Source organism: Brevundimonas sp. (genome assembly GCF_965279155.1).
Lineage (GTDB): Bacteria > Pseudomonadota > Alphaproteobacteria > Caulobacterales > Caulobacteraceae > Brevundimonas.
The window spans coordinates 1480267-1506254 of the sequence record NZ_OZ257138.1; the positions used below are offsets into that span (position 1 = coordinate 1480267).

Consider the following 25988-nt stretch of genomic DNA (forward strand, 5'->3'; position numbering starts at 1 on the left):
ACGAACTCTTGATGACCGCCACGCGTCGAAAGTCTCGTCACGCGGAGCATGCAACTTCAGGCATGACGGCCTAGGCGCGGAGTTCGCCGAACAAGATTTGCAAACCTCTGCGGGGCGTTGCGTTCACCAAAGATAGGGTCCCCACATCAGCACCACGGTTCCGAACACCCCCAGGGCGGTGAAAAGGGTGACGAGGCCAAGGCCAAGAGCCACGACGATCTTGATCCCCCCGCGCGCGCTGCGGCTCGCCCTCAGATAGGCCTCAAGCACCAGCAACGGGATCAGATAGCTTCCGAACGTCAGCACGATATCCGCGGGACCCGACATCTCGTCGGTCATGCCGACAGGACCCTGGTTGACCAGAACCCAGCCCATCAGTCCCACGCGCAGAAACCAAACGCCGCTGACCACCATGAAGGTGCGCATGGCCCAAAGGCGATGCGCCTCGAAGCGCCGGGCCAGGGCGCTGCGCCACGCCAGGCCTCCAAAGACAAGAATGAGCGCGGCGTTGATCAGAATGGCGACCGCAGACACCTCTGACAGGAAGGTGCCGCGGCCCACCGTCAGCCAGATCCCGCTCACGGCCATCAGTCCCGCCAAGGCCAGAAACAGCCTTCCGGTCCAGCGGTGCAGTCGCGGGAATCGGCGGCGGATCGAGGGAATGAGTTGCATCAATCCAGCCAGCGTCACGACGGCCGCGAGAAGGACGTGGATCGCGAAAACGCCGTTGCCCAGCGGATCGCCCTCGACATAGCCGTCGATGAGCGGCTTGTCGTTCCACGCCGGGAAATCGCCGCTCAGTGTCCTTGACCCGTAGTAGATGCAGATGAAGCCGATGAACGCCATCTGGCCTACGGCCGCGACCAGGAACCATAAGGCGCCGGACCACTTCAGCCACCGGGCGGCGACGGCGGAGAGCGGCGTTGTGACAGGACTGGCCGACATGACGGCTCCGATAGATTGTGAACGGACAGCGTCTTGACGGCAGGGCATCGCCCCGTCTCGCCGGATTTGGAATTCGGCCAGAAGTCCGCGCTTGTGGTTTGAGGCGTCCTGCTCGAAAGTCCGGGGCGCGCTGGCCTTGTGATCGCGAAAGGGAGCAGCCTTGACGGTGACCGATCTCGCAGCGCGACTTGACGGCGGCCTCAGGGACATCCGGCATAGCGGGTCGTCGCGTCGTCTGCTGGCCTATGCGATCATCGCGAGCCTGTCGTTCATCGCCTACATCCTCGCCCGAGTGGTGGAAGGCGCAGCCGCTTCCGCCTTAACCGCAGTCGGGGTCTCGGCATGCGGCTGGGCTTGGTTGCTGGCGCGCGCGCTGTTTGATCCCACCCCGAAGGATGCGGTCTGGCCACGCGCCGTCGTCGCGGTCCTGACGGGCGCCGGAGCGATCGCCAGTCTGGCCGCCCCAGGCGGCCTGATCTCCGGAATGGCGATCAAACTCTATGCGATCAGCGGATCCGCCGCCTTGCTGCTGACGCTGATAGAGCCGTTGCAGCGACACGGATGGACGATCACGCCCGGCGAGCTGCGCTTTCGCATCATCACCGTCACTGTGTTCAGCGCCCTGGTCGGCGCCGCGGTGCTCGGGGTCTGGTTCGATCCCGAACCCATACAGACCCTGTGTGCGATCGTCGGTCTCGGCGGAGCCTTGGCCGCAACCGTCTATCGTTTGCGCCATCCCCTGAAGAAGGCCGCGCGCGCGGCCGCTGCGCCAAAACCAATTCGTGATGAGGACGCGGACCTCAGCGACCGTCTGATGCGCCTGCTCCAGGATCAGGCGATCTATGCCGAACCGGATCTGCGTGCCTGCGACGTGGCGATGCGGCTCGGAGCGCCGGAGTATCGAATCTCCCGTTGCGTGAGCCGCCTGGGCTTTCCCAACTTCAACCGGCTGATCAACCATCATCGGATCGCCCTGGCGCAATCCCTGCTTTCAGACCCCAGGGAGGAGCGATCCATTCTGGATATTGCGATGGATTGCGGATTCGCTTCGACGGGCCCTTTCAATCGCGCCTTCAAGGCGGAGACCGGCACGACGCCTCGAACCTACAGGCGAGACAATATCCGGACCAAGTAGAAGACGCCGGACTGACGACTGGCTGGCGGCGACCTGAAGCTGGTCTTTGGCCTCGACCTGGGTCGACGGGATGTCGGAGAATGGAGAAGCGGCGACATACCGCCGCCGCTCACCCCCAAACCTTCGGTCAGCGCCTCACATGGGTGTCGAGGAAGCGCAGATAGGCCTCCTGGGCGGCGACCCGGTTGTCGCGCTTGCGGAAGCCGTGCCCTTCGTCCGGGAAGACGATGTATTCGACGGGCACATCATTGGCGCGCACGGCGGCGACCATCTCGTCGCTCTCGATTTGAAGCACGCGCGGATCATTTGCGCCCTGAACGACAAGCAGGGGCTTTACGATATTCTCCGCGTGGAACAGGGGCGAGATGCGGCGGTGGCGTTCGGCGTCCGTCGCCGGATCGCCCATCTCGTCGTAGAGCGTCGCGCGCTGAGCGCCCCACCAGGCCGGAATGGAGGTCAGGGTTCGGACCCAGTTGGTGACGCCGAAAATGTCGATCCCGGCCTCGAAGGCCTCGGGGTGGAAGGCCAGGGCGGCGACCGCGAGATAGCCGCCATAGGACCCGCCCATGACAGCGACCTGGTCGTCGGCGATCCAGTCCTGCGCGCGCAGCCAGTCGCCGCCGGCGACGATGTCGCGCAGGTCCGCCTCGCCGTGACGCCGGTCGTCCATGTGCAGGAAGGTCTTGCCGTAGCCCGAACTGCCCCTGTTGTTGGCGGCCAGCACGGCGTAGCCATGATTCACCAGGTGCTGAACCATGGCGGAATAGCCGCGACGGCTCTGCCCGCCCGGACCGCCGTGCACCAGGACAATCGCCGGAACGGGGTTCGCGGCGGATGCGCCGTGCGGGCGATACAGGATGGCCGGGATCATCACATCGCCCTCCCCCCGGTATCGGACGACCGTGGCCTCGACCAGGTCGTCTTCCCGCATCGCCGGGTTCAGGGCGGTCGTCAGCCGGAGGGCATGACCCGTCGTCAGATCGGCGACGAAGATGTCATTGGGCGAGGTGTCGGACGCGACCGTGAAAGCCATGCGCCGCTCGTCATCGCTGAACCGCACCGTGCCGATGTCGCCCTCCGGCACGCCGGCCAGCGCCACAGCCCGTCCGGTGGTGGTATCCAGCACGGTCAGTTCGGTCCGCGCATCAGCGTTGAAGGCCGATATCCGATAGCGGCCCGTGGGCGAGTAGCTCAACGCCGTGAGATCCCAGTCTCCCTTCAGATCCTCGGTCGTGCTGCCGGTCGCCAGATCGTAGCGATAGCCCCGGCCGAACTCCCCCACCGCATCGCTGCCGAACATCAAGGCCTGGGAGTCAGGCGTGAAGTCGAACACCCGATACCGCGCCGACCCTTCATGGGGCGTGATGAGGCGCGGTTCGCCGCCGGCCTGCAGATCGACGAGGTGAATGTTGCCGTCGGCGCTGCCGAGGCGCTCTTCCAAGACGACCCACCGGCCGTCGGCAGAGATGGCGGCCAGCGTCATGCCCGTGTTCTGGAACAGCAGCCGGCTCTCGTAGGTGGTGGGATCGATCGCGACGATGTCGAACGTCTCCGTGTCGCGCGCATTGGAGGCGACCCAGATTTCGGACCGGTCGCCGCTCCACCCGATCAGATTGGCCTTGACGGCGTCCCCGGGCGTCAGGTCGCGCAAGGTCCCGTCGAGTTCACGCACATAGACGTGGCTGCGTTCGTCGCCGCCGCGATCCGCCGCGACCAGGATCCGGGCGTCGTTCGGGAAGTAGCTTTCCGCATAGGTCGCATTAGTGGTGGAGGCGGTCAGCGGCACAGGGGCCCCGCCGGTCACGGGGATGGCGTAGGCGTTGAAGACGCCCGAGACGTCGCTGGAGACCAGGACCGAGGCGCCGTCCGGAGAGAAGGCCAGGCCGGAACCGCTGGCCAGGCCGAAACTCGTGGTCTTGAAGAAGTCAGCGGCGCTGTAGGTCCGTGGCGTCGAAGGAGGCTCGGCCTGGGTCTGCGGCGGCGCGGGTGTCTGGGCCTGAGCGACAAGAGGGACGGCGGTCGCCAGGGCGATGAGCGCCGCCAGGCAGACGCGGGTGCGAAGGTGAGCGTTAGACATCTTGGGTTTCCAGGGTTCGAGGCAGGATTGAAGGCACGGCCGCAAGGTTGCGGGCGTGGCGGATGAGAGGTTCAGAAAGACAGAAAGCGGCTATCGGGCGGGCGACGTGGATCGGAGGCCGACGCTTGGAGGTTGGCTTTGAAACGGCGTCAGGCGAGACGCTGAAGCGAACCGAACGGGGTTGGCCCGGTGAGGCCGATCCGGTTCTGAAGTCGGCCTTTCAGAAACGGCTCGAAGGTCACGACCAGTCCCGTCAGCAGCGCCGTCAGGGCGATCAGGGACGCTGACATTTCAGGCCAGCGGGCGAGCCCGGCCAGGCCGCCCGTGGCGAGATAGCCGGGCGCCAGCATCACCGGAACCCAGATCAGCGCCGAGCCCACATTGGCGATCTGGAACCGCGGTCCCGCCATCCGGGTGATGCCGGCGACGAGGGGCACGAAGGCCTGAACGGGTCCCATGAACCGACCGGCGAAGATGGCGATGACGCCATACCGGGCGAAACACAGCCTGGCCTTGGCGATCGACCGGCGATGCCGGCGCAAGATCGGCGTGCGGACGAACGACCACCCCGTCCGTCGTCCGATGGCGTAGGAGATGGCTTCGCCCAGGATCGCTCCGACGAAACACCAAGCGAGAACAGGCCCGAGCGGAAGGACGCCGCTGGCGACGAGTCCGCCGGCCATGAGCATCAACACCGTCGCCGGAACAAACGCGCCTACGATCGCCAGCGACTCACCCAGGGTGAGAAGACCCAACATGGGTCCTGCCCAGAAAGCGTTTCGGGTGATGAGGCCGGATATCTCCTGCACGAAGCCGTCCATCAGCCTCTCTCCCTGTGGCGGGCGGAGGCGGCGCCGACCAGGGCGAGACCGGCTCCAAGCCAGAGCGTCAGGGCCATCAGCCAGCGCGCCGTGGAAGGCGGATCAAGGATCGCAGACGCCCCCGCGTGCTGGACTTGCTCGCGCCAGACCCCGATCCCACCCGTCAAAACGGCGTCCAACCCGAAGTAGCCCTGGCCCAACGTCTGGGCCATGGAGGAGGCCAGACGATCCGGCCCCATGCCGATGAAGATCATGGAGACCAAGGCTGCGCCCAACACCCAGCGCACGGGATACCGCAGACCGATCGCTAGGGCCGAACCGAACAGATAGGCGACGACCGCAGCGCCGAAGGGCGCGAGATAGAGCCCGCTCGCCATAACCGTCGACGCCGACAGGCCGGCCCACTGGCTGAATTTCAACCCACCGGACATAACAGCCAGGACGTTGAACCAGACCACCACCAGACTCGTCAGACCCAGAACCCAGACGCCCCCGGCGCCGACGCGGATCAGCACATGCTTTTGTCGCTCGACAGGCAGGGTCCAGAAATCGCTGCGGTCGAACAACCTGAGCATCGACCAAAGGCGGAACGGAAGCAGGAAGGCGACCAGCGGGATCAGGGTCGACAACTCGTCTGGGTAGTCCAGAACCGCGCCTTCAAGGATCATGAAACTGAAACCTATGAAGGTCGCCACCCCGAGCAGTCCGGCGAGCGCCAGAAGCTCAGGCCGCAGCGCGCGGCCCAGAAAGCGAACACTGACCCTGAAGACGACGATGTCGTCAGGCGTCGCAGCGATCTTGGCGTCGGTCATGCTTGACCCTTTCCACACATGAGGGTGACGACAGCGTCGTGCAGAGTGAGCGGCGTGACGGCTCGAATCTGGCCGCCGGACTGAACAATCCGGGCGACGATCTCCGTCTCCGCGCCCTGAATGGTCCAGTGAATATCTCGCCCAAGCCGGCGCTGTTGAAGCACGCCCTTCAGGTCGGCAGGACCGACCCATCCCTCAGGCCCGCCTGCGGAATAGACCTTGAGCGACTGATGCAGGGCTTCCCGTGTTCCTTGAAACCTGACGCTTCCCTCCGACAGGACTCCGACATGATCGACCAGGCCGTCGATCTCATGGATCTGGTGGGATGCGATGAGGACCGTACACCCCGTATCCGCCAGATGATCGGAGACGAGGCTCAGAAACGCGTCCTTGGCCACAGGATCCAGGCCGTCGATGGGCTCGTCGAGAACCAGCACGTCGGGCCGGTGGGCCAGGGCTGCGGCGAGTTGAACACGCCGCGCCTGACCCTTGGACAGTTGGCGCAAACGCCGATCAACATCGATGTCCAGGCGTCGGCAGAGACGACGAAGACGATATTCATCCCAGGTCGGATAATAGGCCGCGCGCTGGTCCAGCCAGAGCCCCACGCTCATCCAGCCCGGCTCGCTGCCGACGCGATCCGAAACATAGCCGACCCGTGCGCGTACGCCGGGACCCTGTCGTCGGGGATCGAGGTCGCCGACCCGAATAGTCCCGCTGTCGGCCCGCTCCAGGTTGAGCAGTATCCGCAGCAGGGTGGTCTTTCCGGCTCCGTTTTCGCCTGCGAGCATATAGACGCTGCCCGCCGGCACGGTGAGATCGATACGCTTCAGCACCTCTTGACTGCGATAGCGTTTCGAAAGGCTGCGGATCGCAATGGACGGTCCACCCTGTGGCGCATCAGGCGGCGCAGCGACGGGATTGGGTTCTGTCTTGGTCATGGCTGCAGTGTCCTCGCCGGATCGGCCGCCGCTTGGGCGGCGTCCCGGATAGCGTCGATGAATTCTTCCAGGGCCAGGCCGTGGCGGTTGGCGTCGAGCAAGGCCCGGCGCGCCACGTCTGTGCGCAGGGCGCGACGATCCACGTCCAGAGGCCGCTCAGACCCGACGAATGTCCCCTGCCCGCGCTGGACATAGACGAGCCCGTCACGCTCCATTTCGCGATAGGCCTGCGACACGGTGTTCGGATTGACGCGCAATTCGCCGGCAAGCTGGCGGACGGATGGAAGCGGGTCGCCGGGAGCGAACGTCCCGACGACGATCGCACGCCGGATCTCGTCCATGATCTGAACGTAGATGGGGCGGGTGTCGGAGGGATTGATGACGAAAGGCAAAAGCTGAAGTCCTGGTGTATTGGTTGACTAATACACCGGAACTTTAACGTCAAGCCGCAAAAGGGGTCTCGCGTATGCCTATGCGGCGACCTGTCGGTTCCGCCCAAGATTCGTCAGCAATCCTCCATCATGTAATGTCGCCTTGACATTACATGATGTCCGCTAGACATTACATTATGTCTGGTGGAGCGAGCCTTTGATCCGAGTTCTGGCTGTCCTGGTCGTATGCCTGTGTTTCGGGTTCGGACTGGCGTGGACATGGGCCGCCTGGCCGATTGCGCCGGGCTGGATCGGTGCGGGCGTGCTGATCCTGTCCGCCGCCGCTGCGCGGCGGCACTGGGATCGCCGACGCAACGCTGCGGGTGACGAGCCTGGCCCCTACGAGCGCCTCGCCTGGCATTCGATGGCCGCCATGGCGGTTCTGTCCAGCCATCTGACCGCCTCGCTCGCCACCGGCCTCGACATCCATGTGGGCCAGGGCAACAGCCTCGCCACAGACAACTGGACGCTGATCCTCGGCGCCGCAGTCGGCTGGATTCTGATGCGACCTCGGGCGATGCAGCGAGACGAGCGGGACAGAGAAATGGCGGCCCAAGGCGCCCATGTCGGGCTCAGGACCCTGATCGCGCTGCTGATCGTGCTGCTTGTGACCCTCGGCTTCGCCCCCGTCGCGATGACGGAGTTGCTCACCCCCTTCGTGATCGGCAACCTGTTGGTCGTCATTATCCAGTTCGGCCTGCTCGCCGGTTTTGTCGCCCAGCTGATCGGCTATTGGGAGGCGGCGCGCCCGGACCATGCCGATGGCTGAGTTGGCGATCGCAAACAATCTTCGTCGGCTGCGGTTCGATCACGGCGAGATGACGCAAGACGCCCTGGCCAAGGCGGCCGGCGTGACACGGCAGACGATCATTTCGCTGGAGGCGGGTCGCTATGCGCCCTCGCTTGAGTTGGCGATGCGACTGGCGCTCGTCTTCGGCTGCCCCGTCGATGATGTCTTCCATTGGAAGACGCCTCCCTCCGAACACGCGGCTCATCCGCCCGCACGAGACACACAATGACGTCACAGCTCCGACGAACGATGCTCGCTACAATTCTAGCGGCGGCTACTCTGGCCTGCGGCCAGCCGGCGTCCGCACAGACGTTCCGCATCACGCCCGATGGAGAGGTTCTCCAGGGCCGACCCGTGGCCGTTCGCCTGGAAGGGCTAGCGCCCGACGCCACCGTGACGATCCAGGCGGAACGCCGGTTCGGTCGTCCAGCGCAGGTCTATGCGTCCAGCGCGGTCTACCGGTCCGATGCGTCCGGCGTGGTCGATCTCCAGACCTCTGCGCCGACCGCAGGAGACTATGTCGGCGCGGACGCCGCCGGCCTGTTCTGGTCGATGACGCCGACCGACAGACCGCTTCCCGATGACTGGCGAACAGGCGAAGTCAGGCTGTCGGCCCGCATCGGCGACCGCGTTGCCGCCCAGGGCATGACGCGTCTCATCGGAGCACTGGCGACTGTAGAGGCCGAGGACATCCCGGGTTTTCCGTCCGCGACGCTTTATCGTCTGCCCGGGGGACAACCACGCCCCGTCATCGTCGTCCTGCACGGGGCGGACGGAGGCGTCGACGCCAGTCGGCGGTTCGGCGCCAAGCTGGCCTCGCTGGGCTACGCGGTCGTGGGTCTGCCCTACTATTCCCCGGACTGGGGCGCCTATGGTCCGCCCAAGGCGATCCCGGAACTGCCGGGCAGCTTCATCGATATCCGCATCGATCAGATCAGCGAACTGCGGGACTGGCTGAAGACCCGGTCGGATGTGGACGCCGATCGCATCGCCCTGTTCGGCGGCTCGAAGGGCGCCGAGTTCGCCCTCATCGCGGCCAGCCGCTATCCCTGGATCACATCCGTCGTCGCGATGGCGCCATCGGATCTGGTCTGGGAGGGCTGGGGACTTGAGATGGTGGAGGCGGAGGGCACGCGATCCTCCTTCTCCTTCCAGGGCCAGCCCCTCCCGTTCATGCCCTACGTCGGCTTCGTCGACGGGCTGCTCTCCGGACCCAATGCGAATCTGCTGAAAATCCATGACGACGGCCGCGCGGCCCATCCGGACCGTGAGGCGGCGGCGCGTATTCCGGTCGAGGCCTTCCCCGGACCCGTGATGCTGATCGCCGGCGACGCCGACCGTGAATGGCGTTCGGGGCGGATGGCGCGCAACATCGAGGCGTCCCGTCGGTCCGCAGGGCGAGAAACCGAGCTGCTGATCTATCCTGAAGCGGGTCACGATGTCGGCGGCGACGGCTGGGCGCCGGTGACCGGCGAAGTGGCACGAGGCGGCGGGTCCGCCCAAGCCAATGCGCACGCCCAGGCCGACGCATGGCCGCGCGTCTTGGCGTTCCTGGAGCGGACCCTGAAGCCGACGGACGTCCCGACGCTCTCCCCTTAGCCTGTGAGGATCAAGTGATGCATTGGAATCGCCGTGACGGCGCCCTGGGGCTGGCATCGGTGGGCGGGATAGGATCTTGCGGTCTTGGTCGGCAGGCCGCTCGCGCTGACCTCTACAACTGCGAGGGCTGTGAGGTCGTGAACGAACGCCCGGCGACGGCGCTCCCGTCCGTCGTTCGCCTGGGTTCGCCCGGCCAGCCCGGCGAACCCATGATCCTGTTCGGCCGCGTCCTGGCCGCCGACGGACGCACGCCGGCAGCAGACGTCGTGGTCTAGGCCCACCACACCAACGCACGCGGCCTGTACGCCGACGGGTCCGAGGACACGGAGTGGAGCCGTCGACACGGGCGCCTGCGCGGCTGGGTCCGCACGGATCGCGAAGGTCGTTATCGTTTCGAGACGATCAAGCCGGCGCCCTATCCGTCAGGCGAACTGCCGGCGCATGTGCATCTCTTCATCGGTGAACCGGGCCGGCGCCCCTATTACATCGATGACGTGGTGTTCGACGGTGAGTTCGGCGTCGATCGCGACTACCACGCCCGCCAGGAACGGCGTGGAGGCTCCGGCATCGTCACCCTGCGTCGCGACCCCGCTTCAGGCTGGATCGCCGAACGCAATATCCGGCTCGAAACGCATCCCTCGTCCCTATGATCGCCTGGCGCAACACGCCGGCCCGCTGGGGCCTCGTAGCCCGTACTCTTCACTGGGCTGTGGCGGCCTTCGTCGTCGGGCAGTTCGTCACCGGCTGGCTCGCCGAGACGACGGCGGATCGCGATGCCAGTTTCGGACTGATCCGCACTCACTTTCAGGCAGGCATGACGCTGCTGGGGTTGATAGTTCTGCGCGTATTGTGGCGTCTCTCCACCCGGCCGCCGGCACAGTCGCCCACGCGAGAAGTCGCCTCGATCGCGGCCGTCGCGGTGCATGGGATGCTCTACGGGCTGCTGCTCGTCCTGCCGATCAGCGGCTACCTCATCTGGGTTCACATGGACGCCGACATGAAGGTTCTGGGCCTTGTCGAAATCCCACGGCTGTTGACGCCCAACCCTGACGACGAGCGGTTGCGCGCTGCGGCCTGGCATGTCCACTATGCCGCTGGCTGGGCGCTCGCCGGCCTGACTCTCCTACATATCGCTGCAGCGGCCTGGCACGGGATTCGGCGCGACGGAGTGTTGTCGCGGATGGTTTGACCGCCTGGACATGCCGACGGGCTCGGGCGCCTTCCTGACCGATTTCATGGCGCCGATGTGCAGATCGACCAGCTCGCCGAACGCCCGCAGACGCGCAGCCCCGCTCAGGCGTCGGAACGTCTCGACGATCGTCTCGATGGCTCAGCGGCGCGCATCATCGCGTTTGAGGAAGGTCTCGCTTATATAGCGGCCCTTCCGTCTGACCTGGACCCGCCATGTTCCGGACGGGAGCTTTGAATATGTCGCCATTTTCGTGTGCGCTCTGTGTGCACTGAGATTTCGAGAAGCCGGAAAGAACGTCGCACCACGGCGTAAAATCGAGTGCACACGTCGCCAACCAACATTCTGATATCGCCAAAAATGTCCTTGAACCCATCCCGCACGCTCTCCATCGCCCCGATGATGGATTGGGTAACTTTCTGATTTAATTCAGACATTTATAGTTCTTCGTGTGCAAAATTTGCACACACAGTTCCTGTTTTCTTTCCTTTTCGTTCTACCGAAATTCTACGTTTGGTTGCGATTGGTTGCACAACTACGGGGTCCCTGCTCCCTCTAAGTTCACCCAGCAGGAGTAGCAGCTCGAATCGCTCCAGGCGCGCCTACGCTGGAGCCCGCCATAACCTCCCCAGGCGCGATTCTGCCGCCGACCTCGCGTCTTAAAAGCGGATCTCCGCAGGGCCTCCAAGGGGTGGTTTGCAGACCATGCTGGTTTATGCAGCCCGCATCTCTCCGGCTTGCAAAAATGGCGTCACCGCCGCCATCGCACGCTGGACGTATTCGGCCTTCTCGCCGACCGGCGCGACGTAGTGGATAGCTTCTTCGGCGTCACGCTGCGTTGCCAAGCGCGCAATCATCCAAGCGGCGAGGTATTGCGAGGCAAGGCAGCCACCGGCGGTTGCGACATTGCCGTGCGCGGCGAAGGGCGCATCCACCACATTGATGCCCGCCTCGATGACCCAAGGCTTGGTCGTCAGATCGGTGCAGGCGGGCAGGTCGCCGATTAGCCCCAGCTTGGCCAGTAGAAGCGTGCCAGAGCACTGAGCGCCGATCAGCTGACGCGCCGGGTCCAGCGGAAGGCGCGACAGGAAAGTGGGATTGGCGGCGTAATCGCGGGTCTTGATCCCGCTGCCAATCAGCACCGCGTCGGCGTCCGCCAAGAACTCCAGCGGCTTCTGGCGCTGGACCGTTACCCCCGCCATTGAGGTGACCTCCGGCGTAGGACAGGTGATGTGGGCCGCCCAGCCCTGTGACTTCATCCTGTTCAAGATGCCCGCTGCGATGAAGGAATCCAGCTCGTTGAATCCGTCAAGGGTTAGGATGGCGATCTGCATGACTGGCTCGGCGCGGGGAGATGAGGAGAGGACGGCACGTTCGCCGAGTTACGGTGCCGACTCAAGAGCGGACATTCTGAATGCCCGGAACGGGTGGGAATCAGACATTGCTCGCGCTTTCCAAAACCGCAGGTCACGTAAACAGAGTCTTCCGCCACATTGGACAGGCCCTTTCGGCCGCGCCGCAAAGATGCTTGCTCTTATATAACAGCGCTTATATATCTCCCTCATGACCTTCACTTCCCCCACTCTTGGTACGCTATTGCGCAGCTTGATCGACCTGCTCGATGGCGAGGTGGAGGCCGCCTACGCTACTGCTGGCTTGCCGTGGAGACCTCGCTACACGCCCGTGCTCCGCGCTTTGACGCGATCAGGGCCAACCTCGCTCAAGGCGATCGCCGTAGAGATCGGTGTCAGTCATTCGGCGGTGAGCCAGACCGTTTCACAAATGGTTCGGGAAGGACTAGTGGCCCTTACGCCCGGCACCGATGCACGCGAGCGGATCGTGATGCTGATGCCGATGACCGAGGCCATGATACCTGCTCTGGAACGCCAGCAGGCAGCGACCAACGCTGCCGCCGCCGAATTGGATTCAGAGCTTTCTGTGCCGCTGACCGAGGTGCTGGGCCAGGCCATAACGGCCCTGCACCGGCGCTCTTTTGGCATCCGCATCGCTGATGCTGCCAAGATCCAAACTGAGCCTTCCCAAACATAGACGCCTAGGGAGTTTCCATGCGTTCGACACTGTTTTCCACCGCCGCCGCGGTGCGCATTCTCACGTCCCGTCAGGGGATTAGACCTCCTGAGTTAGGCGATAGGCGCTTCCTGCATCCGGGGCCGCTGCGCTGGTTGCGGGCGCTGGGCTGGGCCGTGGCCCTGTTCTTTCTGGCGGCCTTCTCTTCGCTGCCCCTGACCGAGGTTCTGGGCCATCTAATGCCCCAGACCGGAGCCTGGAAATTCGCAGCGAGTCTGATCGGGGCTCTGGCGGCCCTCGCGGTCTATGCCTTGGCTGTGCGGCTGGCCGAAGGGCGCAAGCCGTCCGAAATCGCGCTGAAACCCTTGCTGCCGGAACTCGGCATCGGCCTGCTGATAGGTGCGGGGATGTTCGCGGCCGTGATGGCGATCATGACGGGCTTAGATTTGTATGAGATCCGCAGCCTGGGCGCCGCTCCGATCTGGGTCGCCGCAGGTCGCGCCGCTCAGTCGGGCGTGGTCGAGGAACTGATGATCCGCGCCATCCTTCTTCGTCTGGTGTGGCGAGCGTTTGGGCCGTGGATCGCCTTCGCCGTCTCGGCCGCCCTGTTCGGCTTCGGCCATATCGCCAACCCCAACGCCACGGTGTTCGCGGCAATCTGCATCGCTTTGGAGGCAGGCATCATGCTGGGCGCCTTTTACGCCCTGACGGGGCGGGTCTGGGTGTCGATCGGCGTCCACGCCGCCTGGAACTTCACCCAGGGCTACCTCTACGGCGCCGCCGTTAGCGGCGGTGACTTTGGCCCCGCCGTCGCCAGCAGCACGGCGCGGCCGGGCTTTCCCGAATGGCTGACCGGCGGAGCCTTCGGACCCGAGGCCTCGCTGCCCGCTCTCGTCGTCTGTACCACCGTGGGACTTGTGGTGATGGCACTTGCGTGGCGTGCAGGGCATTTCTCTAAACCGGCGTAGCTGACTGCGCCCCCCCCCATCGTCGCTAGATCAAAGCTTCGTAGGTCATAGCTTCGACTTGAGCCCATCTCCGAATGTCCGCACCCGGTCGGCTTGCGAAGTTGGCGTCCCGCCGGAAACCCGACATTCCGGTGACGGTCCGAAAGCAGACTCCGCGCGATTCAGCTAGGGGTGGAAAGCCGACGCTGGAGTTGTTCACGCCCAGCGCTTCCACGGAACTCTGGCGCTAGATGAAAGCGATTTGGGCCGCTGGTCACGCCGTCGAGCGAAGCAGCCGCTCTAACCTCATGAACCGCTGATTGTCTTTGAGGGCCTCGCCAATAAGTCTTTCGCGCCCAGTTTGATCGCTTCCTGAATGTCGATGGCCTGATAGCGAGCTGTCAGCACCATCACGGGCAAGGTCAGAGTGCTGGAGAGCGCCGAACCCCTGAAGGCGAGGCATATTCTAATCGAGGATCTTGGGGTGGGGACGAGTGTCGGGGATGTGCTTGGCCGCATCGTCAAATCTGCGCGCCCGCAGGTTTGTTGTGATCCGGTCCGACGTCTCTGCCTTTTCGTGCGATGCGCCACATAAAGAAGATGATGCCGCAGACCAAGAACAGCGTGCAGAAGATGCTTCCCTCCGGGCCATCCGAGCCACCGGTGAGAAAGTCCGTTCCTGCTGGGGCCAGCGAGACGATGAGCGCGGGCACGCCCGCGTCTAGGCCGGTGACCGGCACGTCGAAGCCGGTGGCTATGATCCAGTTCCATCCCACGTGCCACCCCATCACACCCCAGATGTTGTTGGATGAGATTGACCACGCGCTCGCGAAGAGAGCGAAAAGCAGAATGTTGCCGGTGACGAGCCAGGGCTGACCCCGGGAGAAATGGAGCAGCGTAAAGGTAAGCGACGATAACAGGACGGCAACGATGAGGTTCGTGCGGCGTGTGATGACCGAGGTGAGCCATCCACGGAAAATGATTTCTTCGATGCTGGCTTGAACGAGGAAGCCTACGAAGAGGCCAGCCATTGCGATGATTGCGCCAGAGAACTGAGCGGCCGGAAACAGTGCGCCAGGTTCGTAGGCGCCCGCCAACCAGATACAGGCTATCATTGCCGACGGCATGACGACACCAACGACCAGGCCGCCATAGAATCCTTGCGTCGCACCGGCTCTCGTAAGACCGATTGTGCGGGCATTCCGCCGCTCGACGACGGCTATCCACGCGGCGACGGCGAGCAGCCACGTGATGAAGGATACCAACAGCATCGCCGTGAGGCCCTGGGCGCCGACGAATTCGCCTTGCGCATCCTGAAAGCCGAACCGCTCAAGTAAAAGTGCGGACGGAATCTCGGTGGCGATCGCGAGGGCGATACAGATGACGGGAGCGAGAAGCGCCCATGGAAGCCAGCCGCGCGCCGGTGAGGTGCTGTAAATGGTCTTGAGGTTCATACCCGCAGACTGAAGCGGGTCGCGGTCCAGTTATAGAACGATCGTGTGCGTTCACTCCCACTAACGCGGGGCGGCGGTTTCGGGGTCGCCGCTGTTGGGCGTGCCAGAAGGCTCGATGAGCAAAAGCTCGACTTCGCGTCTCGCGTGCGGGCGGTGTTCCTCGCCCCTTGGGACGACGAAAAAGTCTCCGGGCCCAAGCGTGATATGGAGACTGCGGGCGCGCCTCATACGGGTCTAGGCCGATTGAGCCGTTGCCATTGCGCCGGCGTCAGGCCGTAGGCGCTCCGAAAGTGTCGCGTCAGGTGGCTCTGGTCAGAGAATCCGCTGGCAGCGGCGATTTCTGCAAGCGGGGTCCTGCCGTTCATCATGGCTCGCGCTGTGTCGAGGCGGCGGAAGATCAGATAGCGATATGGACTGACGCCCAGCAGCGCCCGAAATCCGCGCGAGAGCTGCCAACGATCCTGCCCGCTGACGCGTTCGAGATCATCAAGTCGGACATTGTTGTCCGCGTGGGCGTCAATGAACGCGCGCGCCATCGCCACCGCCCGGAGGTCGACGCGTCGGTGATACGTCTGTTCACTCCCAAGCTCTGACAGTGCCTCCGCGAGGTCGAGCATGGCCTGATCATACTCCAGGCCACCGAGGGCTTGGTTGAGATCACCAACAAGGGCCGTGGCGGCCGCGTGAAGCCGCGCGTCGTCAGATACGCCCTCGGCAAGGAAAGGAAGAGGGCGTCCGCCGAGAGCCTCCTGAAGCGCGGATGGTGCGACGCTGGCGCTCCGGTACTGGAAGTGTCGCTCGTCCCCGGCGTGACCGTCATGAAGCTCATCCGGATGGAGAATGACGATTTGACCGGGCAGCGAATGGCGCCGCGATCCGCGGTAGGAAAAGGTCTGCACCCCCGCGACGGTTATGGCGATGGCGTATGTGTCGTGCCGGTGTGGACCATAGGCTGCCCCGTTGAGGGACGCTTCAAACCGCTCGAAGTCACCCGGCGCCCGTACTATCCAGCCAGTCTCGTCACACGACATGCCGCTCTATCCCTCCTGCAGACGTGAATCGATGGGTGAGGGCGAGGAATTGCATGAGGCGCTTTCAACAGGGTCGAACTCTGCACCGACCCGCCACGCCATGTCGCACAACCGACAACAACTTTAAGCTTAAGCTTATGTCATGACGTCGATTTCATCCGCGCATCGGGCCTTGCCATCTCGCCCGCTTCCAACAGTAACCATCCTCGTTTGGTTACACTCCTCGGGAGGAGGAAAGTCCTGAATGGGTCGAGATGCGACTTTGGCTTGCGGCCGGAAACGAGACCTTCAGGGCAGCAATCGAGACGGCGCGGGCGAGCGCGACGCCGCGATGAGCCTGTCCACGAGCAGTTCACGGCGGACGCAGCCGTAACTGTACGGCAATTTTCGGGTCAATACCTTCTGCCCGCGGTTGGCCGCCATGCCATCTTTCGGTCGGCCGAACGCCATCGTACGAAGCGGCTATGGATCTGAGCAAACTCGCATTCGTCGTCGTCGAAACGCCCGGCCTCCCTACTGTGACAATCGACGTCGGTTCGGGGGATTTCGACACCTGGGCCAGGCGAGGATTGCGCCAGTCGCGCTGGCCGGATGGTCCCGATTTCGTCAAGGCGCTGCTGACCGAACGGGCGCGCATTGCGGCCCCGGACCAGGCGTGGGAGGCGGCGCCGGCGGCGTTCGATTCCGCTGCCGTCTCCGCCATCCCGCTCGAAACCGTGGACGCTTTCGCCACGCAGGTGATCGCAGCCGCCTTCGACTTCCTTTTGCCCCATCTGGAAAGCCGGGGCGGGAAGGTGGTTGCGCGGGACGCGGAAATGGCCAAGGCCTCGGTGGCGATATTGCCGGACGAAGCCCCTGCCGCCGCCCTCGTCCGGATTGTCGCCGCGAAGATCGCGGACCGGGAGTTGGCGCGACAGAAGGCGGCGGCGCGCTATGACCGTCAGTTGGGCGCAACCCAGCAGGCGGCAATCGGCATCAGCCGGGTTCTGGCCGAACAGAGTAAGCTGTCCGAACTGATGCGACAGGCCAGCCCTGCCTTTGCGCTGAAAGAGACCTTGGGGCGGGTCGGCGTCTCCTCGACCCTGCTCGCCGCCATGGGGGAGGACAGCACGGTATCGAGGATGATGCGCGCGAACTCGCCCTTGCTGGACGTAGCGTCAGGCTGGACCCAAGGGCTGAGCATCCTCACGCGGGACAGGGACCTTCTCCAAGGCTCGATCCGGACCGCGCTGGAGGGTCAGAGCATTCTGAAGACCGCCGGCCTCGCCGACGCTCTGAGACTCTCGGCTGTTGAGCGCGCCGCCACGGATGGTGTGCTGGACACCTGGCGGCGGGCGGAAACCGCTTCCGCCCTCGCCCTTGCAATCTCCGGAACGCCCTCCTGGGCCCGGTCGCTCAATCGCCAACTCGATCTGGGTCTTCCCCGGGCCGCGCTTGCAAGCCTCGCGATCTTCTCGGCCGCAGACATGGCTGACGCGACGACGCTTGCCGGGATCGTGGACACGCTCGGCGTGCACGGCCGTCCGGGCTGGCTCTATACCGCAGACGCCATCCTAGTTGGAGGCGCCCCGCCGAGCGCCGGTTCGGCTGTTCTGCGCGACTACGATGCCGCCGACGGGAATACCCCGGTGGGCGAGATCGTCGGGGACATCCAGGCCTTCGATTCAGGCGGTCTGGAGGGTTTGCAGGATCGCGTGGATCGCATCCCCGACCGCCTTTCGATGTTGGATCGCGCCGACCTCGTGGGGCGCCACGGCCTGGTCAATCTCATAGCAGTCCTTCTGGCCGTCGCGGCCATCGCGACCACAGTGGCTTTTGAGCTCGATGATCGCGACACCCAGGCGCTTATCGCTACGGAAACGAAGAACAATGCTGTTCTCAACCGGATCGCGCAGACGCAGGCGGAGATTGTTCAAGCCGCCCGGGATGACCGGAACGTGCGAGGGCTGAACCGCTCCTCCTGGCTGCGTGTTGAACCCGATCAGTCGGCGGCGCCCATCCGTAAGCTGTTCCCGGACGAACTTGTCCGGGTCAGACGGGCGCAGGGTAGTTGGGTGGAGGTCGAGGTGTTCGATTACAGTGGCGGCTCAACCAGTGGCTGGATGCCACGGTCGGCGTTGGCCGTTCCGCGCTCCTGAGACCCGTCTGGCGGCGTTCGCAGGCCTTCAACCTCGGAGGCAAGGAGTGTTCCTTCTTACCTAGCGAGTGGCGTCTCTTGGGGTGAAAGCCGGCCTTAGGCAATGTGAAGGCATGCTATCTAGGGATATAACGATAGCAGTTATGTCAATTATTTCGCTATAATAGCTCTCATGATAGCTTTTTTAACACCAAGCAGGGCTTTGGAGCAGTTGGCTTCCAACCTCCAGCAAAGGCGTCTCGGGCTTGGTTTGACCCAAGCCGGCCTTTCCGCCCGATCCGGCGTTCCGCTCGGCACGCTGAAGAAGTTCGAACAGACCGGCCAGACGTCCACGGAAGCCCTTATGAAGCTTCTGATCGCTTTGGGGGCGGCAGAGGCGATGTTGAAGGCTTCAGAGCCAGAGGCCACAGCTTTCGCATCGATCGACCAAGTGCTGGAATCGTCACCCAAGCCCTCACGCAAACGCGGATGGCGGACGTGAAGATCACCCCCGTCAACGCCGTGAGCGTCGGTCTGGATTTCGGGGACGGCGCCGTCCCGGTCGGGCGGCTCGCGACCCGAGATCGGCGTATCTACTTCGAGTATGATGCGGCCTTCGTCTCAGCGAGTTTGGAGATCTCCCCGCATCGCCTGCCTCTGCGGCCAGGCCTGTTCCCGGGAGATCCTCACCTGTTCGAAGGACTGCCCGGCGTCTATAACGACAGCCTGCCGGATGGTTGGGGACGCCTTCTGTTTGATCGCGCCTTGCGCGCGAACGGCATCCTTCCCGAACAGGTGACGCCGCTTGATCGCCTCGCCCATGTGGGCAAGCGCGGCATGGGAGCCCTCGTCTACGAACCCGACCAAGCGCCCGATGCGCCGGAGGCTGACCTCGACCTGGACCGTCTCGCCGCTCAGTCCCGGGACGTCTTGCAAGGGGAGGCCGATGAGGTTCTCGAGGAGCTCATCGCCCTCAACGGTTCTTCAACCGGGGCACGGCCCAAGGCGATGATCGGCTTGCATCCGGAGACAGGAGACCTGGTCCACGGCGTCGATACGCTACCACCCGGCTATGAAGCCTGGCTCGTCAAGTTTCCGAACACCCACGACGGCAAGGACGCGGGCGCGATCGAATACGTCTATGCGCAGATGGCTCAAGCCGCAGGCGTCGCGATGACCGAAACGCGTCTGATCGAGACAGCGAAAGGCGGAGCCTATTTCGCCACCAAGCGGTTCGATCGGGTGGGAAGCGCTTGCTTGCATGCGCACACGGCGTCCGGCCTTCTTCATGCGGATCACCGGATCCCCTCGCTCGACTACGAGATGCTGGTCGCCCTGACCCAGGGCCTCACGCGAGATGTCCGTGAGGTCGAAGCGATGTTCCGCATGGCCGTGTTCAACGTCATCGCCCACAACCGAGACGACCACGGCAAGAATTTCACCTACCTGATGAACGCCAAAGGCGAGTGGAGACTGTCGCCGGCCTATGATCTGACGTTCTCGTCCGGACCCGGCGGGGAGCAGACGACGACGGTCATGGGGCAAGGCAAGGCGCCGTCGATCGCCGATCTGACGAAGCTCGGAGAGGTGGCGGGGCTGCCGAAGATTGATGTGCAGGCCATCATTGGGAACACTCGCGAAGCTGTACAAGCATGGCCCGAATTGGCGGCTCGACACGGTGTGACCAAGCCGCAGATCAAGCTGATCGGGTCTCGGCTGGCCGCCTTCTCCTGACGCTGAAAGGGGCGTGGGTTTCCGAAATGGCGCATCCCGGTCGGTGAGACCTGGACAACTGCTATAGCAATATGCAGCCCGCGCGTTTCGTCAGGCAGGCCTAGCCTGCATCATCATATTGGCGACAAACGTCATGACGGCGACGTCGTCCTGATTGAAGACCGTAACAGCGGTCTTGACGAGGCCCATGGTCGGGCGACTTTCAGAGCGGCGTGTCTCGACTACCTCCGTCTCGCAGCGAAGCGTGTCGCCGGGATAGACCGGCTTGAGCCAGCGCAGCATGTCGATCCCCGGCGAGCCAAGAAGCGCCTGTCGGCGTTCCTGACCATGGGCGACCGTCATGGCCATGGTCATGGCGCAGGTATGCCAGCCGCTGGCGGCGAGCCGCTTGAAAGGCGTCGCGGCGGCGGCCTCATCGGACAGGTGAAACGGTTGCGGGTCGAACTTCTCGGCGAAGGCGATGACTTCCGACCGCTCGACGGCATAGGCGCCGAACCGAGCCGTGTCGCCCACGGCGACGTCCTCGAAATATTCCATGAGCGCAACCTTTCCTCTACCCGCCTGTCGTCGTTGACGACCTCAGGCTTCGCGACCGGCTTATCCGGACAACGCCCGCACCGCCGGGGCCCCGCCGGCGTCGGATTGAACTTCGACATCGACCGATCGCGCGTGAAGTTCGTCACCGCATGCAGAACAGGCAAGAATCGGACGCATGTCATGGTTGCGGTCGCGATGACGGAATACGGTCGCGGGCGCATGATCTTCCGCCAGATGCGCCTGGCCCCAACTTGCGAGCGACAGGACGACCGGAAACAGGCCCTGCCCTCTCGACGTAAGCCGATACTCATGCCGGATCGGACGATCTTGATAGACGGTCCGGGCCAGGACGCCATGGCTCACGAGCAGCGCCAGGCGCTTGGCCAAAACATTGCGCGCCATCGCCGATCGGCGCTGAAAGTCCTCAAAGCGCCTGACGCCCAGAAAGGCGTCCCGCAGAATCGTCAAGGCCCAACGATCGCCCACGATCGCAAGCGCGCGTTCCATGCCGCAGGTCGATTGTGCCAGTTCCCCGGATTTCATCGCCTTGGAGTAACCTTGACTCCGTCCTCTTTCAAGACTTACCGATAGGTCGAGATTGTTGGGGAGGGCCACGATGGCCGTTGTGGCGAGCGACTTGACGGGTGTGGACGGCCTGGCCCAGGTGCAGGCGATTCTCCGGGGCGATCTCAAGGCGCCGATCGGAGAAACGCTGGCGTTCGATCTGATCGAGGTTGAACGCGGGAGGGTCGTTTTCGAAGGGCGTCCCAGTCGCGCGGTCTATAATCCCATCGGTTCGGTTCACGGCGGATACGCCGCGACCCTGCTCGATACGGCCTGCGGCTGCGCGGTCCATTCCACTCTGGAGGTGAGCGAGGGCTTCACCACGCTTGAGTTGAAGGTGGCCTATCACCGGGGCCTGAGCGACACGAGCGGACCCGTCAGATGCGAGGGAACGATCGCCTCCCGGGGCCGGCGCGCCGCCTTCGCCGAGGCCCGGTTGGTGGACGCACAGGGGCGGCTCTGCGCCAGCGCTACCTCCACCCTGATGATCTTCCAGGTGGAGCGGTCGTGACCTGAACGAGACAGGTGCTCAGCGGTCAGCGGCCGAGGCCGTGACCTTGAGCCTGGCGCGATCCAAGATTTCGATGCGACCGTAGGCCTGTTTGATCACGCCGGCCTGCGCCATGCCTCTCAAGCCGCGGTTGAGCGTCTGGCGCGAGACGCTCAACATCACCGCGAGATCCTCCTGACGGAGGGTCAGGACGCCGCTGTCGTCCCGGGTTCTGCCCTCCAACAGCTTGGCAAGACGCACCTCGAACGGCAGGGCCACGGTCTGGGCGATGAAATCCAAGGCGACCCGCTGGTGTCGGCAAGCCAGCCGCCCGACATCCAGATAGAGGGCTGGGGTCGTCTCCGCGAGCCGACCAAACGCCGCCATCGACAGGTGCAGGACGCGCGCGGCCCCGGACGCGGCGGCGTCATGCGGACGCGGACCGCCGTCGAGGGTCGAGACCTCGCCGAACCAGGCGCCGGGGCCGGCGATCAGGGCCACAAACTCAACGCCTGGCGCGGGATAGCCCTTGAGCCGGACCTGCCCCTCCAGAACCGCCCACAGGCCATTCGGGGGGTCTCCGAACCCATAGATCCGTCCGCCGTCCGGGATCACCCGCGCCTGGGCCTTGTCCAGCAACAGAGCGCGCGTATGGGACGGGAGGTCGCCGAACCAGGGATCGGAATCGAGCATTGCGAGGTCGGCGGCGTCCATGCCCTAGGGTCGCGGCCGGATCCGAATTGTCAAGTTTGCGACATTCTCATCGTCCCGGCTGTGTCACCGTGCAGGCAACAACAAGGACGATAACGGGAGGATCGAGCATGACCACGGCACTGCAAGCAATTCCGGCCAGCGACGCCGTCTCGCCGGAAGAATGGACCTTGCGCGTCGATCTGGCGGCGGCCTATCGGCTGGTCGCCCTCTACGGTTGGGACGACTTGATCTTCACCCACCTGTCTGCGCGCGTGTCTGGGCCGGAGCATCACTTCCTTATCAACCCCTACGACCGCATGTTCGAGGAGATCACCGCCTCGTCCCTGGTCAAGATCGACATCGACGGGAACAAGGTCTCGGACAGCCCGGCGCCGGTGAACCGCGCAGGCTTCGTGATCCACTCGGCCATCCACGCGGCGCGCGAGGACGCGACTGCTGTTTTACATCTGCACACACCGCACGGGCAGGCGGTGTCGGCCATGGCCGAAGGGCTCCTTCCCCACACCCAGACGGCGATGATCGCCGGGCACGACGTCGCCTATCATGACTTCGAGGGGATCGCGACGGACCTGGACGAGCGCGAGCGGCTTGTCGCCGACCTCGGCGAGCGCCACGCGATGATCCTGCGCAATCACGGCACCCTGACGGTCGGTTCGACCGTGGCCCAGGCCTTCATGCGGATGTATTTCCTGGAACGGGCCTGCGAGGCTCAGGTGTTGATGCTCAGCGCCGGACGAGGCGGCCTCAATACGCCGAACCAGGGCGTCGCCGAGAAGGTCGAGTCTCAGTCCGGGGCCGAGGCCATGACCATGGTTTCCGACGCGCTGGCCTGGCCCGCCCTGTTGCGCAAGTTGGACCGCATCGATCCCGGCTTCCGGGACTAAGGCCGTCCCTTGGCGGGGATGTCCCCGCCCCATTTCCGGTTCCATCACTGACGGGAGAGCCAAGGCCTTGGCGCACTACGGCGACTACCAAAACGAACTCTATCTCGCTGGCCTGAACGGGGTCTTGCCCAAGGTTCCGGTCGACTTCGCGACGCTGGAGCAAAGGGCTGAAGCCGCCCTGCCCACGTCCGTTCTGAACTATGTCCAGGGCGGCTGCGGCGACGAGTTCACCCAGCGCAGCAACGCCGAAGGCTTTCGTCGCTGGGGACTGACGCCGCGCATGATGGTGGACACCTCGACGCGCGATCTGTCGGTCGAGTTGTTCGGCCTGACCCTGCCCCACCCGCTGTTCATGGCGCCGATCGGCGTGGCGGGCCTGTGCGCCCAGGACGGACACGGAGACCTGGCCGCCGCTCGCGCCGCAGCGGCGACGGGGGTTCCGCTCACCATCTCGACGCTGACGAACGACCCCCTTGAGGATGTCGCACACGCGCTCGGCGAGACGCCGGGCTTCTTCCAGCTCTACACCCCCAAGGACCGTGATCTGACAGAAAGCCTCGTCCGCCGGGCCGAAGCCGCCGGCTACAAGGCGATCGTCGTCACGCTGGACACCTGGCTGACGGGATGGCGGCCGCGCGACCTGAACAGCGGGAACTTCCCCCAACTCCGCGGCCATGTGCTGAGCAACTATTTCAGCGACCCCGTCTTTCTGCAGATGCTGGACAAGCCGCCGCACGAGGACCTTCCCGCTGCGGTCCGTCAGTGGATGGCGACCTTCGGCAAGGTGCTGACCTGGGACGACATGGCTTGGCTGCGGTCGCTCACCAAATTACCGCTGGTGCTCAAGGGGATCTGCCATCCCGATGACGCCAGACGGGCGATCGACGGCGGGGCCGACGCCATCTACTGCTCCAATCACGGCGGACGACAGGCCAATGGCGGAATCGCCGCCATCGACCATCTCCCCGGCGTGGTGGCCGCCTGCGGCGATACGCCCGTGCTGTTCGATTCCGGCGTCCGATCCGGCAGCGATGTCGTCAAGGCGCTCGCCCTCGGGGCCCGGGCCGTCGGCGTGGGGCGCCCCTATCTCTACGGCCTGGCGCTCGGCGGAGCGGAAGGCGCCGCCCACGTCCTGCGCTCCATCCTCGCAGAGGCGGATCTGTTGATGGCCGTCAACGGCTATCCCACCCTCGCCGACGTTCGCGCCGCCGGCGCGGAGCGGCTGACTTGACCCGGCTCCCGTCCAGGGCGACGTCATGAACCGGCGGCGCCTCATGATCGCCGGCCTGGCGACGGGCGCGCTCATCGGCCCAGCCAGTTCGGTCTGGGCGTCACCTGGATCCTCAGCCCGCAGGAGCCCTGTCGTGTCCCAATCCTCCTCCCCAAGGCCGATGGCCTTGGCGTTCGACGTCTTCGGCACCGTGGTCGATTGGCGAACCAGCATCACCCAGGAGTCGGCCGGGTTTCTCCAGCGGATCGGCCGGGACGACGTCGATCCGGCCGCCTTCGCCGACGCCTGGCGCTTTCGCTACATCGAGGTGATGGCCGCCTATCGCACGTCGAACCGAGGCTATGTGACGCTCGACGTTCTTCATCGCGAGATGCTGGACGCCACGCTGCGCGCCCAAGACATCGACCCGACGACACTCGACGAGGCGATGCTGTCGGATTGGAACACGGCCTGGCATCGGCTGGATCCTTGGCCGGACTCCGTCGAGGGTCTCACCCGGCTCAAGGCCGGCCTGCCCATCGTGACCCTGTCGAACGGCAACATCGCCCTGATGCTGGAGATGGCGCGCCGGGCCGGACTGCCTTGGGACGCCATTCTCGGCGCCGAGGTCACCCGGGTCTACAAGCCCGATCCACAAGCCTATCTCGGCACGGCGGAAATCCTGGGATTGGCGCCCCAACAGCTCTGCCTGGTGGCCGCCCACCACAGCGATCTCGCCGCAGCGCGCGCCGCTGGCCTGCTGACCGCCTACATCTCAAGGTCGAACGAGTACGGTGGCCGCACGGCCCCGGACGCGGGCGCCGCGCAGGACTGGGACTGGTCGGCGGACAGCCTGACCGGCCTGGCGGCGCAGTGGGGTCCGTGATCCGGGGCAGGATTGAAAGCCCGCGACGTCCGACCCGAGCTTAGGTTTCGGAAGCCGATACGACCGGCGCCTCATCGCGTCGCACGTCCGCCTTGTCGCCGATCCAGGCGCGCGTCTCGCGCAGGATCTCTTCGGACAACACCGGGTCCTCGACCGTTCGGGCCATCATGATGGCGCCGACCAATGTGGCCCAGGCTCCGATGGCCGCCCGACGCGCGGGCTCGAGTTCCGTTTCGGTGATCGCCGAGGCGATGCGATCGATCTGGGATTTGAAGCCTTCGGTCATGGCGAGACGCGCCTCCGGCGTCTGACGGCGGACGTCGGCGATCAGGGCGGCCGTCGGGCATCCCTTGGCGATGCTGTCTCTGTGCAAGGGCGACAGATAGGCGTCGAGGTAGGTCGCGAGGTCTGCAGGACCGTCTGTCCCGCTCCCGAAGATGTGGGCGATCGTCTTTGCGATGAGATCGTCCTTGGACTCGAAGTGTCCGTAGAAACCGCCGTGTGTCAGTCCTGCGGCCTTCATCACCTCCGCCACGCCGACGGCGTCAAAGCCCTTCTCGCGGAACAGGCGGCCGGCGGCGTCCAGAATCCGCATCCGGTTGGCCTGCATCTGCTCGCGCGTGACCCTCATTTCAAAAACTCTCCATTCGGCC

The 25988-nt window shown here is 64.6% G+C and carries 28 protein-coding genes and 1 pseudogene; 16 read left to right on the forward strand and 13 right to left on the reverse strand.

Features of this window, described 5'->3' with window-relative positions; all coding sequences use genetic code 11:
• Positions 1–123 precede the first annotated feature (123 nt).
• The gene (locus ACQY72_RS06955; RefSeq protein WP_428156514.1) at positions 124–945 is read right to left on the reverse strand and encodes a DUF2306 domain-containing protein; all 822 of its coding nucleotides are present in this window, start codon (positions 943–945) and stop codon (positions 124–126) included.
• 166 nt (positions 946–1111) lie between these two features.
• Here ACQY72_RS06955 and ACQY72_RS06960 point away from each other — a divergent pair, with 166 nt between their 5' ends.
• Positions 1112–2080 (forward strand): helix-turn-helix domain-containing protein, encoded by a 969-nt coding sequence (locus ACQY72_RS06960; RefSeq protein WP_428156684.1) that lies wholly within the window; start codon positions 1112–1114, stop codon positions 2078–2080.
• Between the two features lie 127 nt (positions 2081–2207).
• Here the strand turns inward: ACQY72_RS06960 and ACQY72_RS06965 are convergent, their stop codons facing one another.
• The 5 genes from ACQY72_RS06965 to ACQY72_RS06985 form a co-directional block, all read right to left on the reverse strand.
• The gene (locus ACQY72_RS06965; RefSeq protein WP_428156515.1) at positions 2208–4157 is read right to left on the reverse strand and encodes an alpha/beta fold hydrolase; all 1950 of its coding nucleotides are present in this window, start codon (positions 4155–4157) and stop codon (positions 2208–2210) included.
• A gap of 149 nt (positions 4158–4306) precedes the next feature.
• Complete coding sequence (locus ACQY72_RS06970) at positions 4307–4978, reverse strand: DedA family protein (RefSeq protein WP_428156516.1); 672 nt, start codon at positions 4976–4978, stop codon at positions 4307–4309.
• A complete protein-coding gene (locus ACQY72_RS06975) occupies positions 4978–5790 on the reverse strand; it encodes a hypothetical protein (RefSeq protein WP_428156517.1) in 813 nt (270 codons plus the stop codon). Before ACQY72_RS06975 ends, ACQY72_RS06970 begins: the two co-directional genes overlap by 1 nt.
• Positions 5787–6626, reverse strand: a complete 840-nt coding sequence (locus ACQY72_RS06980; protein WP_428156518.1) for an ABC transporter ATP-binding protein — start codon at positions 6624–6626, stop codon at positions 5787–5789. The genes ACQY72_RS06975 and ACQY72_RS06980 overlap by 4 nt, the downstream gene beginning before the upstream one ends.
• A gap of 101 nt (positions 6627–6727) precedes the next feature.
• Positions 6728–7123 (reverse strand): GntR family transcriptional regulator, encoded by a 396-nt coding sequence (locus ACQY72_RS06985; RefSeq protein WP_428156519.1) that lies wholly within the window; start codon positions 7121–7123, stop codon positions 6728–6730.
• A gap of 196 nt (positions 7124–7319) precedes the next feature.
• On the opposite strand from ACQY72_RS06985, the gene ACQY72_RS06990 reads away from it, so the two are divergent.
• The 6 genes and pseudogenes from ACQY72_RS06990 (at position 7320) to ACQY72_RS07015 (ending at position 10740) form a co-directional block, all read left to right on the forward strand.
• Complete coding sequence (locus ACQY72_RS06990) at positions 7320–7931, forward strand: hypothetical protein (protein WP_428156520.1); 612 nt, start codon at positions 7320–7322, stop codon at positions 7929–7931.
• On the forward strand, positions 7924–8181 hold the full coding sequence (locus ACQY72_RS06995; protein ID WP_428156521.1) for a helix-turn-helix transcriptional regulator: 258 nt from the start codon (positions 7924–7926) through the stop codon (positions 8179–8181). The genes ACQY72_RS06990 and ACQY72_RS06995 overlap by 8 nt, the downstream gene beginning before the upstream one ends.
• Positions 8182–8201: 20 nt before the next feature.
• Positions 8202–9551 (forward strand): acyl-CoA thioesterase/bile acid-CoA:amino acid N-acyltransferase family protein, encoded by a 1350-nt coding sequence (locus ACQY72_RS07000; RefSeq protein ID WP_428156522.1) that lies wholly within the window; start codon positions 8202–8204, stop codon positions 9549–9551.
• 137 nt (positions 9552–9688) lie between these two features.
• Positions 9689–9826 carry a hypothetical protein gene (locus ACQY72_RS07005; RefSeq protein WP_428156523.1) on the forward strand — a complete coding sequence of 46 codons (138 nt, stop codon included), beginning with the start codon at positions 9689–9691 and terminating at the stop codon, positions 9824–9826.
• An 18-nt stretch (positions 9827–9844) separates the two neighbouring features.
• Positions 9845–10201, forward strand: a pseudogene (locus tag ACQY72_RS07010) (hypothetical protein); the annotation flags it as partial.
• Positions 10198–10740 carry a cytochrome b gene (locus ACQY72_RS07015; protein ID WP_428156524.1) on the forward strand — a complete coding sequence of 181 codons (543 nt, stop codon included), beginning with the start codon at positions 10198–10200 and terminating at the stop codon, positions 10738–10740. The pseudogene ACQY72_RS07010 and the gene ACQY72_RS07015, both read left to right, overlap by 4 nt.
• 713 nt (positions 10741–11453) lie before the next feature.
• On the opposite strand, the gene ACQY72_RS07020 is transcribed toward ACQY72_RS07015, so the two are convergent.
• The gene (locus tag ACQY72_RS07020; protein WP_428156525.1) at positions 11454–12074 is read right to left on the reverse strand and encodes a DJ-1/PfpI family protein; all 621 of its coding nucleotides are present in this window, start codon (positions 12072–12074) and stop codon (positions 11454–11456) included.
• A 229-nt stretch (positions 12075–12303) separates the two neighbouring features.
• On the opposite strand from ACQY72_RS07020, the gene ACQY72_RS07025 reads away from it, so the two are divergent.
• Positions 12304–12789 carry a MarR family winged helix-turn-helix transcriptional regulator gene (locus ACQY72_RS07025; RefSeq protein WP_428156526.1) on the forward strand — a complete coding sequence of 162 codons (486 nt, stop codon included), beginning with the start codon at positions 12304–12306 and terminating at the stop codon, positions 12787–12789.
• 17 nt (positions 12790–12806) lie between these two features.
• A complete protein-coding gene (locus ACQY72_RS07030) occupies positions 12807–13736 on the forward strand; it encodes a lysostaphin resistance A-like protein (RefSeq protein WP_428156527.1) in 930 nt (309 codons plus the stop codon).
• Between the two features lie 500 nt (positions 13737–14236).
• Here the strand turns inward: ACQY72_RS07030 and ACQY72_RS07035 are convergent, their stop codons facing one another.
• Both ACQY72_RS07035 and ACQY72_RS07040 read right to left on the reverse strand, forming a co-directional pair.
• Positions 14237–15169, reverse strand: coding sequence for a CPBP family intramembrane glutamic endopeptidase (locus tag ACQY72_RS07035; protein ID WP_428156528.1), 933 nt, complete (start codon positions 15167–15169; stop codon positions 14237–14239).
• A gap of 224 nt (positions 15170–15393) precedes the next feature.
• On the reverse strand, positions 15394–16200 hold the full coding sequence (locus ACQY72_RS07040) for an AraC family transcriptional regulator (protein WP_428156529.1): 807 nt from the start codon (positions 16198–16200) through the stop codon (positions 15394–15396).
• Positions 16201–16664: 464 nt separating this feature from the next.
• Between ACQY72_RS07040 and ACQY72_RS07045 the strand changes: the two genes are divergently transcribed.
• The 3 genes from ACQY72_RS07045 to ACQY72_RS07055 all read left to right on the forward strand — a co-directional run bounded on the left by ACQY72_RS07045 (position 16665) and on the right by ACQY72_RS07055 (position 20050).
• Entirely contained in the window at positions 16665–18338 is a 1674-nt protein-coding gene (locus ACQY72_RS07045; RefSeq protein ID WP_428156530.1) for a hypothetical protein, read from the forward strand.
• A gap of 171 nt (positions 18339–18509) precedes the next feature.
• On the forward strand, positions 18510–18818 hold the full coding sequence (locus ACQY72_RS07050; protein WP_428156531.1) for a helix-turn-helix domain-containing protein: 309 nt from the start codon (positions 18510–18512) through the stop codon (positions 18816–18818).
• A complete protein-coding gene (locus ACQY72_RS07055; RefSeq protein ID WP_428156532.1) occupies positions 18815–20050 on the forward strand; it encodes a type II toxin-antitoxin system HipA family toxin in 1236 nt (411 codons plus the stop codon). The genes ACQY72_RS07050 and ACQY72_RS07055 overlap by 4 nt, the downstream gene beginning before the upstream one ends.
• Before the next feature lie 90 nt (positions 20051–20140).
• Here ACQY72_RS07055 and ACQY72_RS07060 read toward each other — a convergent pair whose 3' ends face one another.
• Positions 20141–20587 carry a MaoC family dehydratase gene (locus ACQY72_RS07060; protein WP_428156533.1) on the reverse strand — a complete coding sequence of 149 codons (447 nt, stop codon included), beginning with the start codon at positions 20585–20587 and terminating at the stop codon, positions 20141–20143.
• Positions 20588–20647: 60 nt separating this feature from the next.
• Positions 20648–21202 (reverse strand): winged helix-turn-helix transcriptional regulator, encoded by a 555-nt coding sequence (locus ACQY72_RS07065; RefSeq protein WP_428156534.1) that lies wholly within the window; start codon positions 21200–21202, stop codon positions 20648–20650.
• Position 21203: 1 nt separating this feature from the next.
• On the opposite strand from ACQY72_RS07065, the gene ACQY72_RS07070 reads away from it, so the two are divergent.
• Positions 21204–21662, forward strand: coding sequence for a PaaI family thioesterase (locus tag ACQY72_RS07070; protein WP_428156535.1), 459 nt, complete (start codon positions 21204–21206; stop codon positions 21660–21662).
• Positions 21663–21680: 18 nt separating this feature from the next.
• Here the strand turns inward: ACQY72_RS07070 and ACQY72_RS07075 are convergent, their stop codons facing one another.
• On the reverse strand, positions 21681–22355 hold the full coding sequence (locus ACQY72_RS07075) for a Crp/Fnr family transcriptional regulator (protein WP_428156536.1): 675 nt from the start codon (positions 22353–22355) through the stop codon (positions 21681–21683).
• A 107-nt stretch (positions 22356–22462) separates the two neighbouring features.
• On the opposite strand from ACQY72_RS07075, the gene ACQY72_RS07080 reads away from it, so the two are divergent.
• The 3 genes from ACQY72_RS07080 to ACQY72_RS07090 all read left to right on the forward strand — a co-directional run bounded on the left by ACQY72_RS07080 (position 22463) and on the right by ACQY72_RS07090 (position 25335).
• Entirely contained in the window at positions 22463–23239 is a 777-nt protein-coding gene (locus ACQY72_RS07080; RefSeq protein ID WP_428156537.1) for a class II aldolase/adducin family protein, read from the forward strand.
• A gap of 67 nt (positions 23240–23306) precedes the next feature.
• The gene (locus tag ACQY72_RS07085) at positions 23307–24470 is read left to right on the forward strand and encodes an alpha-hydroxy-acid oxidizing protein (protein ID WP_428156538.1); all 1164 of its coding nucleotides are present in this window, start codon (positions 23307–23309) and stop codon (positions 24468–24470) included.
• A gap of 133 nt (positions 24471–24603) precedes the next feature.
• Positions 24604–25335, forward strand: coding sequence for a haloacid dehalogenase type II (locus ACQY72_RS07090; RefSeq protein ID WP_428156539.1), 732 nt, complete (start codon positions 24604–24606; stop codon positions 25333–25335).
• 40 nt (positions 25336–25375) lie between these two features.
• Here the strand turns inward: ACQY72_RS07090 and ACQY72_RS07095 are convergent, their stop codons facing one another.
• On the reverse strand, positions 25376–25966 hold the full coding sequence (locus tag ACQY72_RS07095; protein WP_428156540.1) for a TetR/AcrR family transcriptional regulator: 591 nt from the start codon (positions 25964–25966) through the stop codon (positions 25376–25378).
• Positions 25967–25988 lie beyond the last annotated feature (22 nt).

What these genes read in the sequence shown, in the direction of transcription:
- ACQY72_RS07095 (WP_428156540.1), bottom strand. Translation starts at nt 25,966, where the DNA reads ATGAGGGTCACGCGCGAGCAGATGCAGGCCAACCGGATGCGGATTCTG.
- ACQY72_RS07070 (WP_428156535.1), top strand. Translation starts at nt 21,204, where the DNA reads ATGGCCGTTGTGGCGAGCGACTTGACGGGTGTGGACGGCCTGGCCCAG.
- ACQY72_RS07035 (WP_428156528.1), bottom strand. Translation starts at nt 15,169, where the DNA reads ATGAACCTCAAGACCATTTACAGCACCTCACCGGCGCGCGGCTGGCTT.
- ACQY72_RS07050 (WP_428156531.1), top strand. Translation starts at nt 18,510, where the DNA reads ATGATAGCTTTTTTAACACCAAGCAGGGCTTTGGAGCAGTTGGCTTCC.
- ACQY72_RS07000 (WP_428156522.1), top strand. Translation starts at nt 8,202, where the DNA reads ATGCTCGCTACAATTCTAGCGGCGGCTACTCTGGCCTGCGGCCAGCCG.
- ACQY72_RS06995 (WP_428156521.1), top strand. Translation starts at nt 7,924, where the DNA reads ATGGCTGAGTTGGCGATCGCAAACAATCTTCGTCGGCTGCGGTTCGAT.
- ACQY72_RS06955 (WP_428156514.1), bottom strand. Translation starts at nt 945, where the DNA reads ATGTCGGCCAGTCCTGTCACAACGCCGCTCTCCGCCGTCGCCGCCCGG.
- ACQY72_RS07025 (WP_428156526.1), top strand. Translation starts at nt 12,304, where the DNA reads ATGACCTTCACTTCCCCCACTCTTGGTACGCTATTGCGCAGCTTGATC.
- ACQY72_RS07040 (WP_428156529.1), bottom strand. Translation starts at nt 16,200, where the DNA reads ATGTCGTGTGACGAGACTGGCTGGATAGTACGGGCGCCGGGTGACTTC.
- ACQY72_RS07080 (WP_428156537.1), top strand. Translation starts at nt 22,463, where the DNA reads ATGACCACGGCACTGCAAGCAATTCCGGCCAGCGACGCCGTCTCGCCG.
- ACQY72_RS06975 (WP_428156517.1), bottom strand. Translation starts at nt 5,790, where the DNA reads ATGACCGACGCCAAGATCGCTGCGACGCCTGACGACATCGTCGTCTTC.
- ACQY72_RS07030 (WP_428156527.1), top strand. Translation starts at nt 12,807, where the DNA reads ATGCGTTCGACACTGTTTTCCACCGCCGCCGCGGTGCGCATTCTCACG.
- ACQY72_RS07075 (WP_428156536.1), bottom strand. Translation starts at nt 22,355, where the DNA reads ATGGACGCCGCCGACCTCGCAATGCTCGATTCCGATCCCTGGTTCGGC.
- ACQY72_RS07015 (WP_428156524.1), top strand. Translation starts at nt 10,198, where the DNA reads ATGATCGCCTGGCGCAACACGCCGGCCCGCTGGGGCCTCGTAGCCCGT.
- ACQY72_RS07060 (WP_428156533.1), bottom strand. Translation starts at nt 20,587, where the DNA reads ATGGAATATTTCGAGGACGTCGCCGTGGGCGACACGGCTCGGTTCGGC.
- ACQY72_RS06970 (WP_428156516.1), bottom strand. Translation starts at nt 4,978, where the DNA reads ATGGACGGCTTCGTGCAGGAGATATCCGGCCTCATCACCCGAAACGCT.
- ACQY72_RS07020 (WP_428156525.1), bottom strand. Translation starts at nt 12,074, where the DNA reads ATGCAGATCGCCATCCTAACCCTTGACGGATTCAACGAGCTGGATTCC.
- ACQY72_RS06965 (WP_428156515.1), bottom strand. Translation starts at nt 4,157, where the DNA reads ATGTCTAACGCTCACCTTCGCACCCGCGTCTGCCTGGCGGCGCTCATC.
- ACQY72_RS07045 (WP_428156530.1), top strand. Translation starts at nt 16,665, where the DNA reads ATGGATCTGAGCAAACTCGCATTCGTCGTCGTCGAAACGCCCGGCCTC.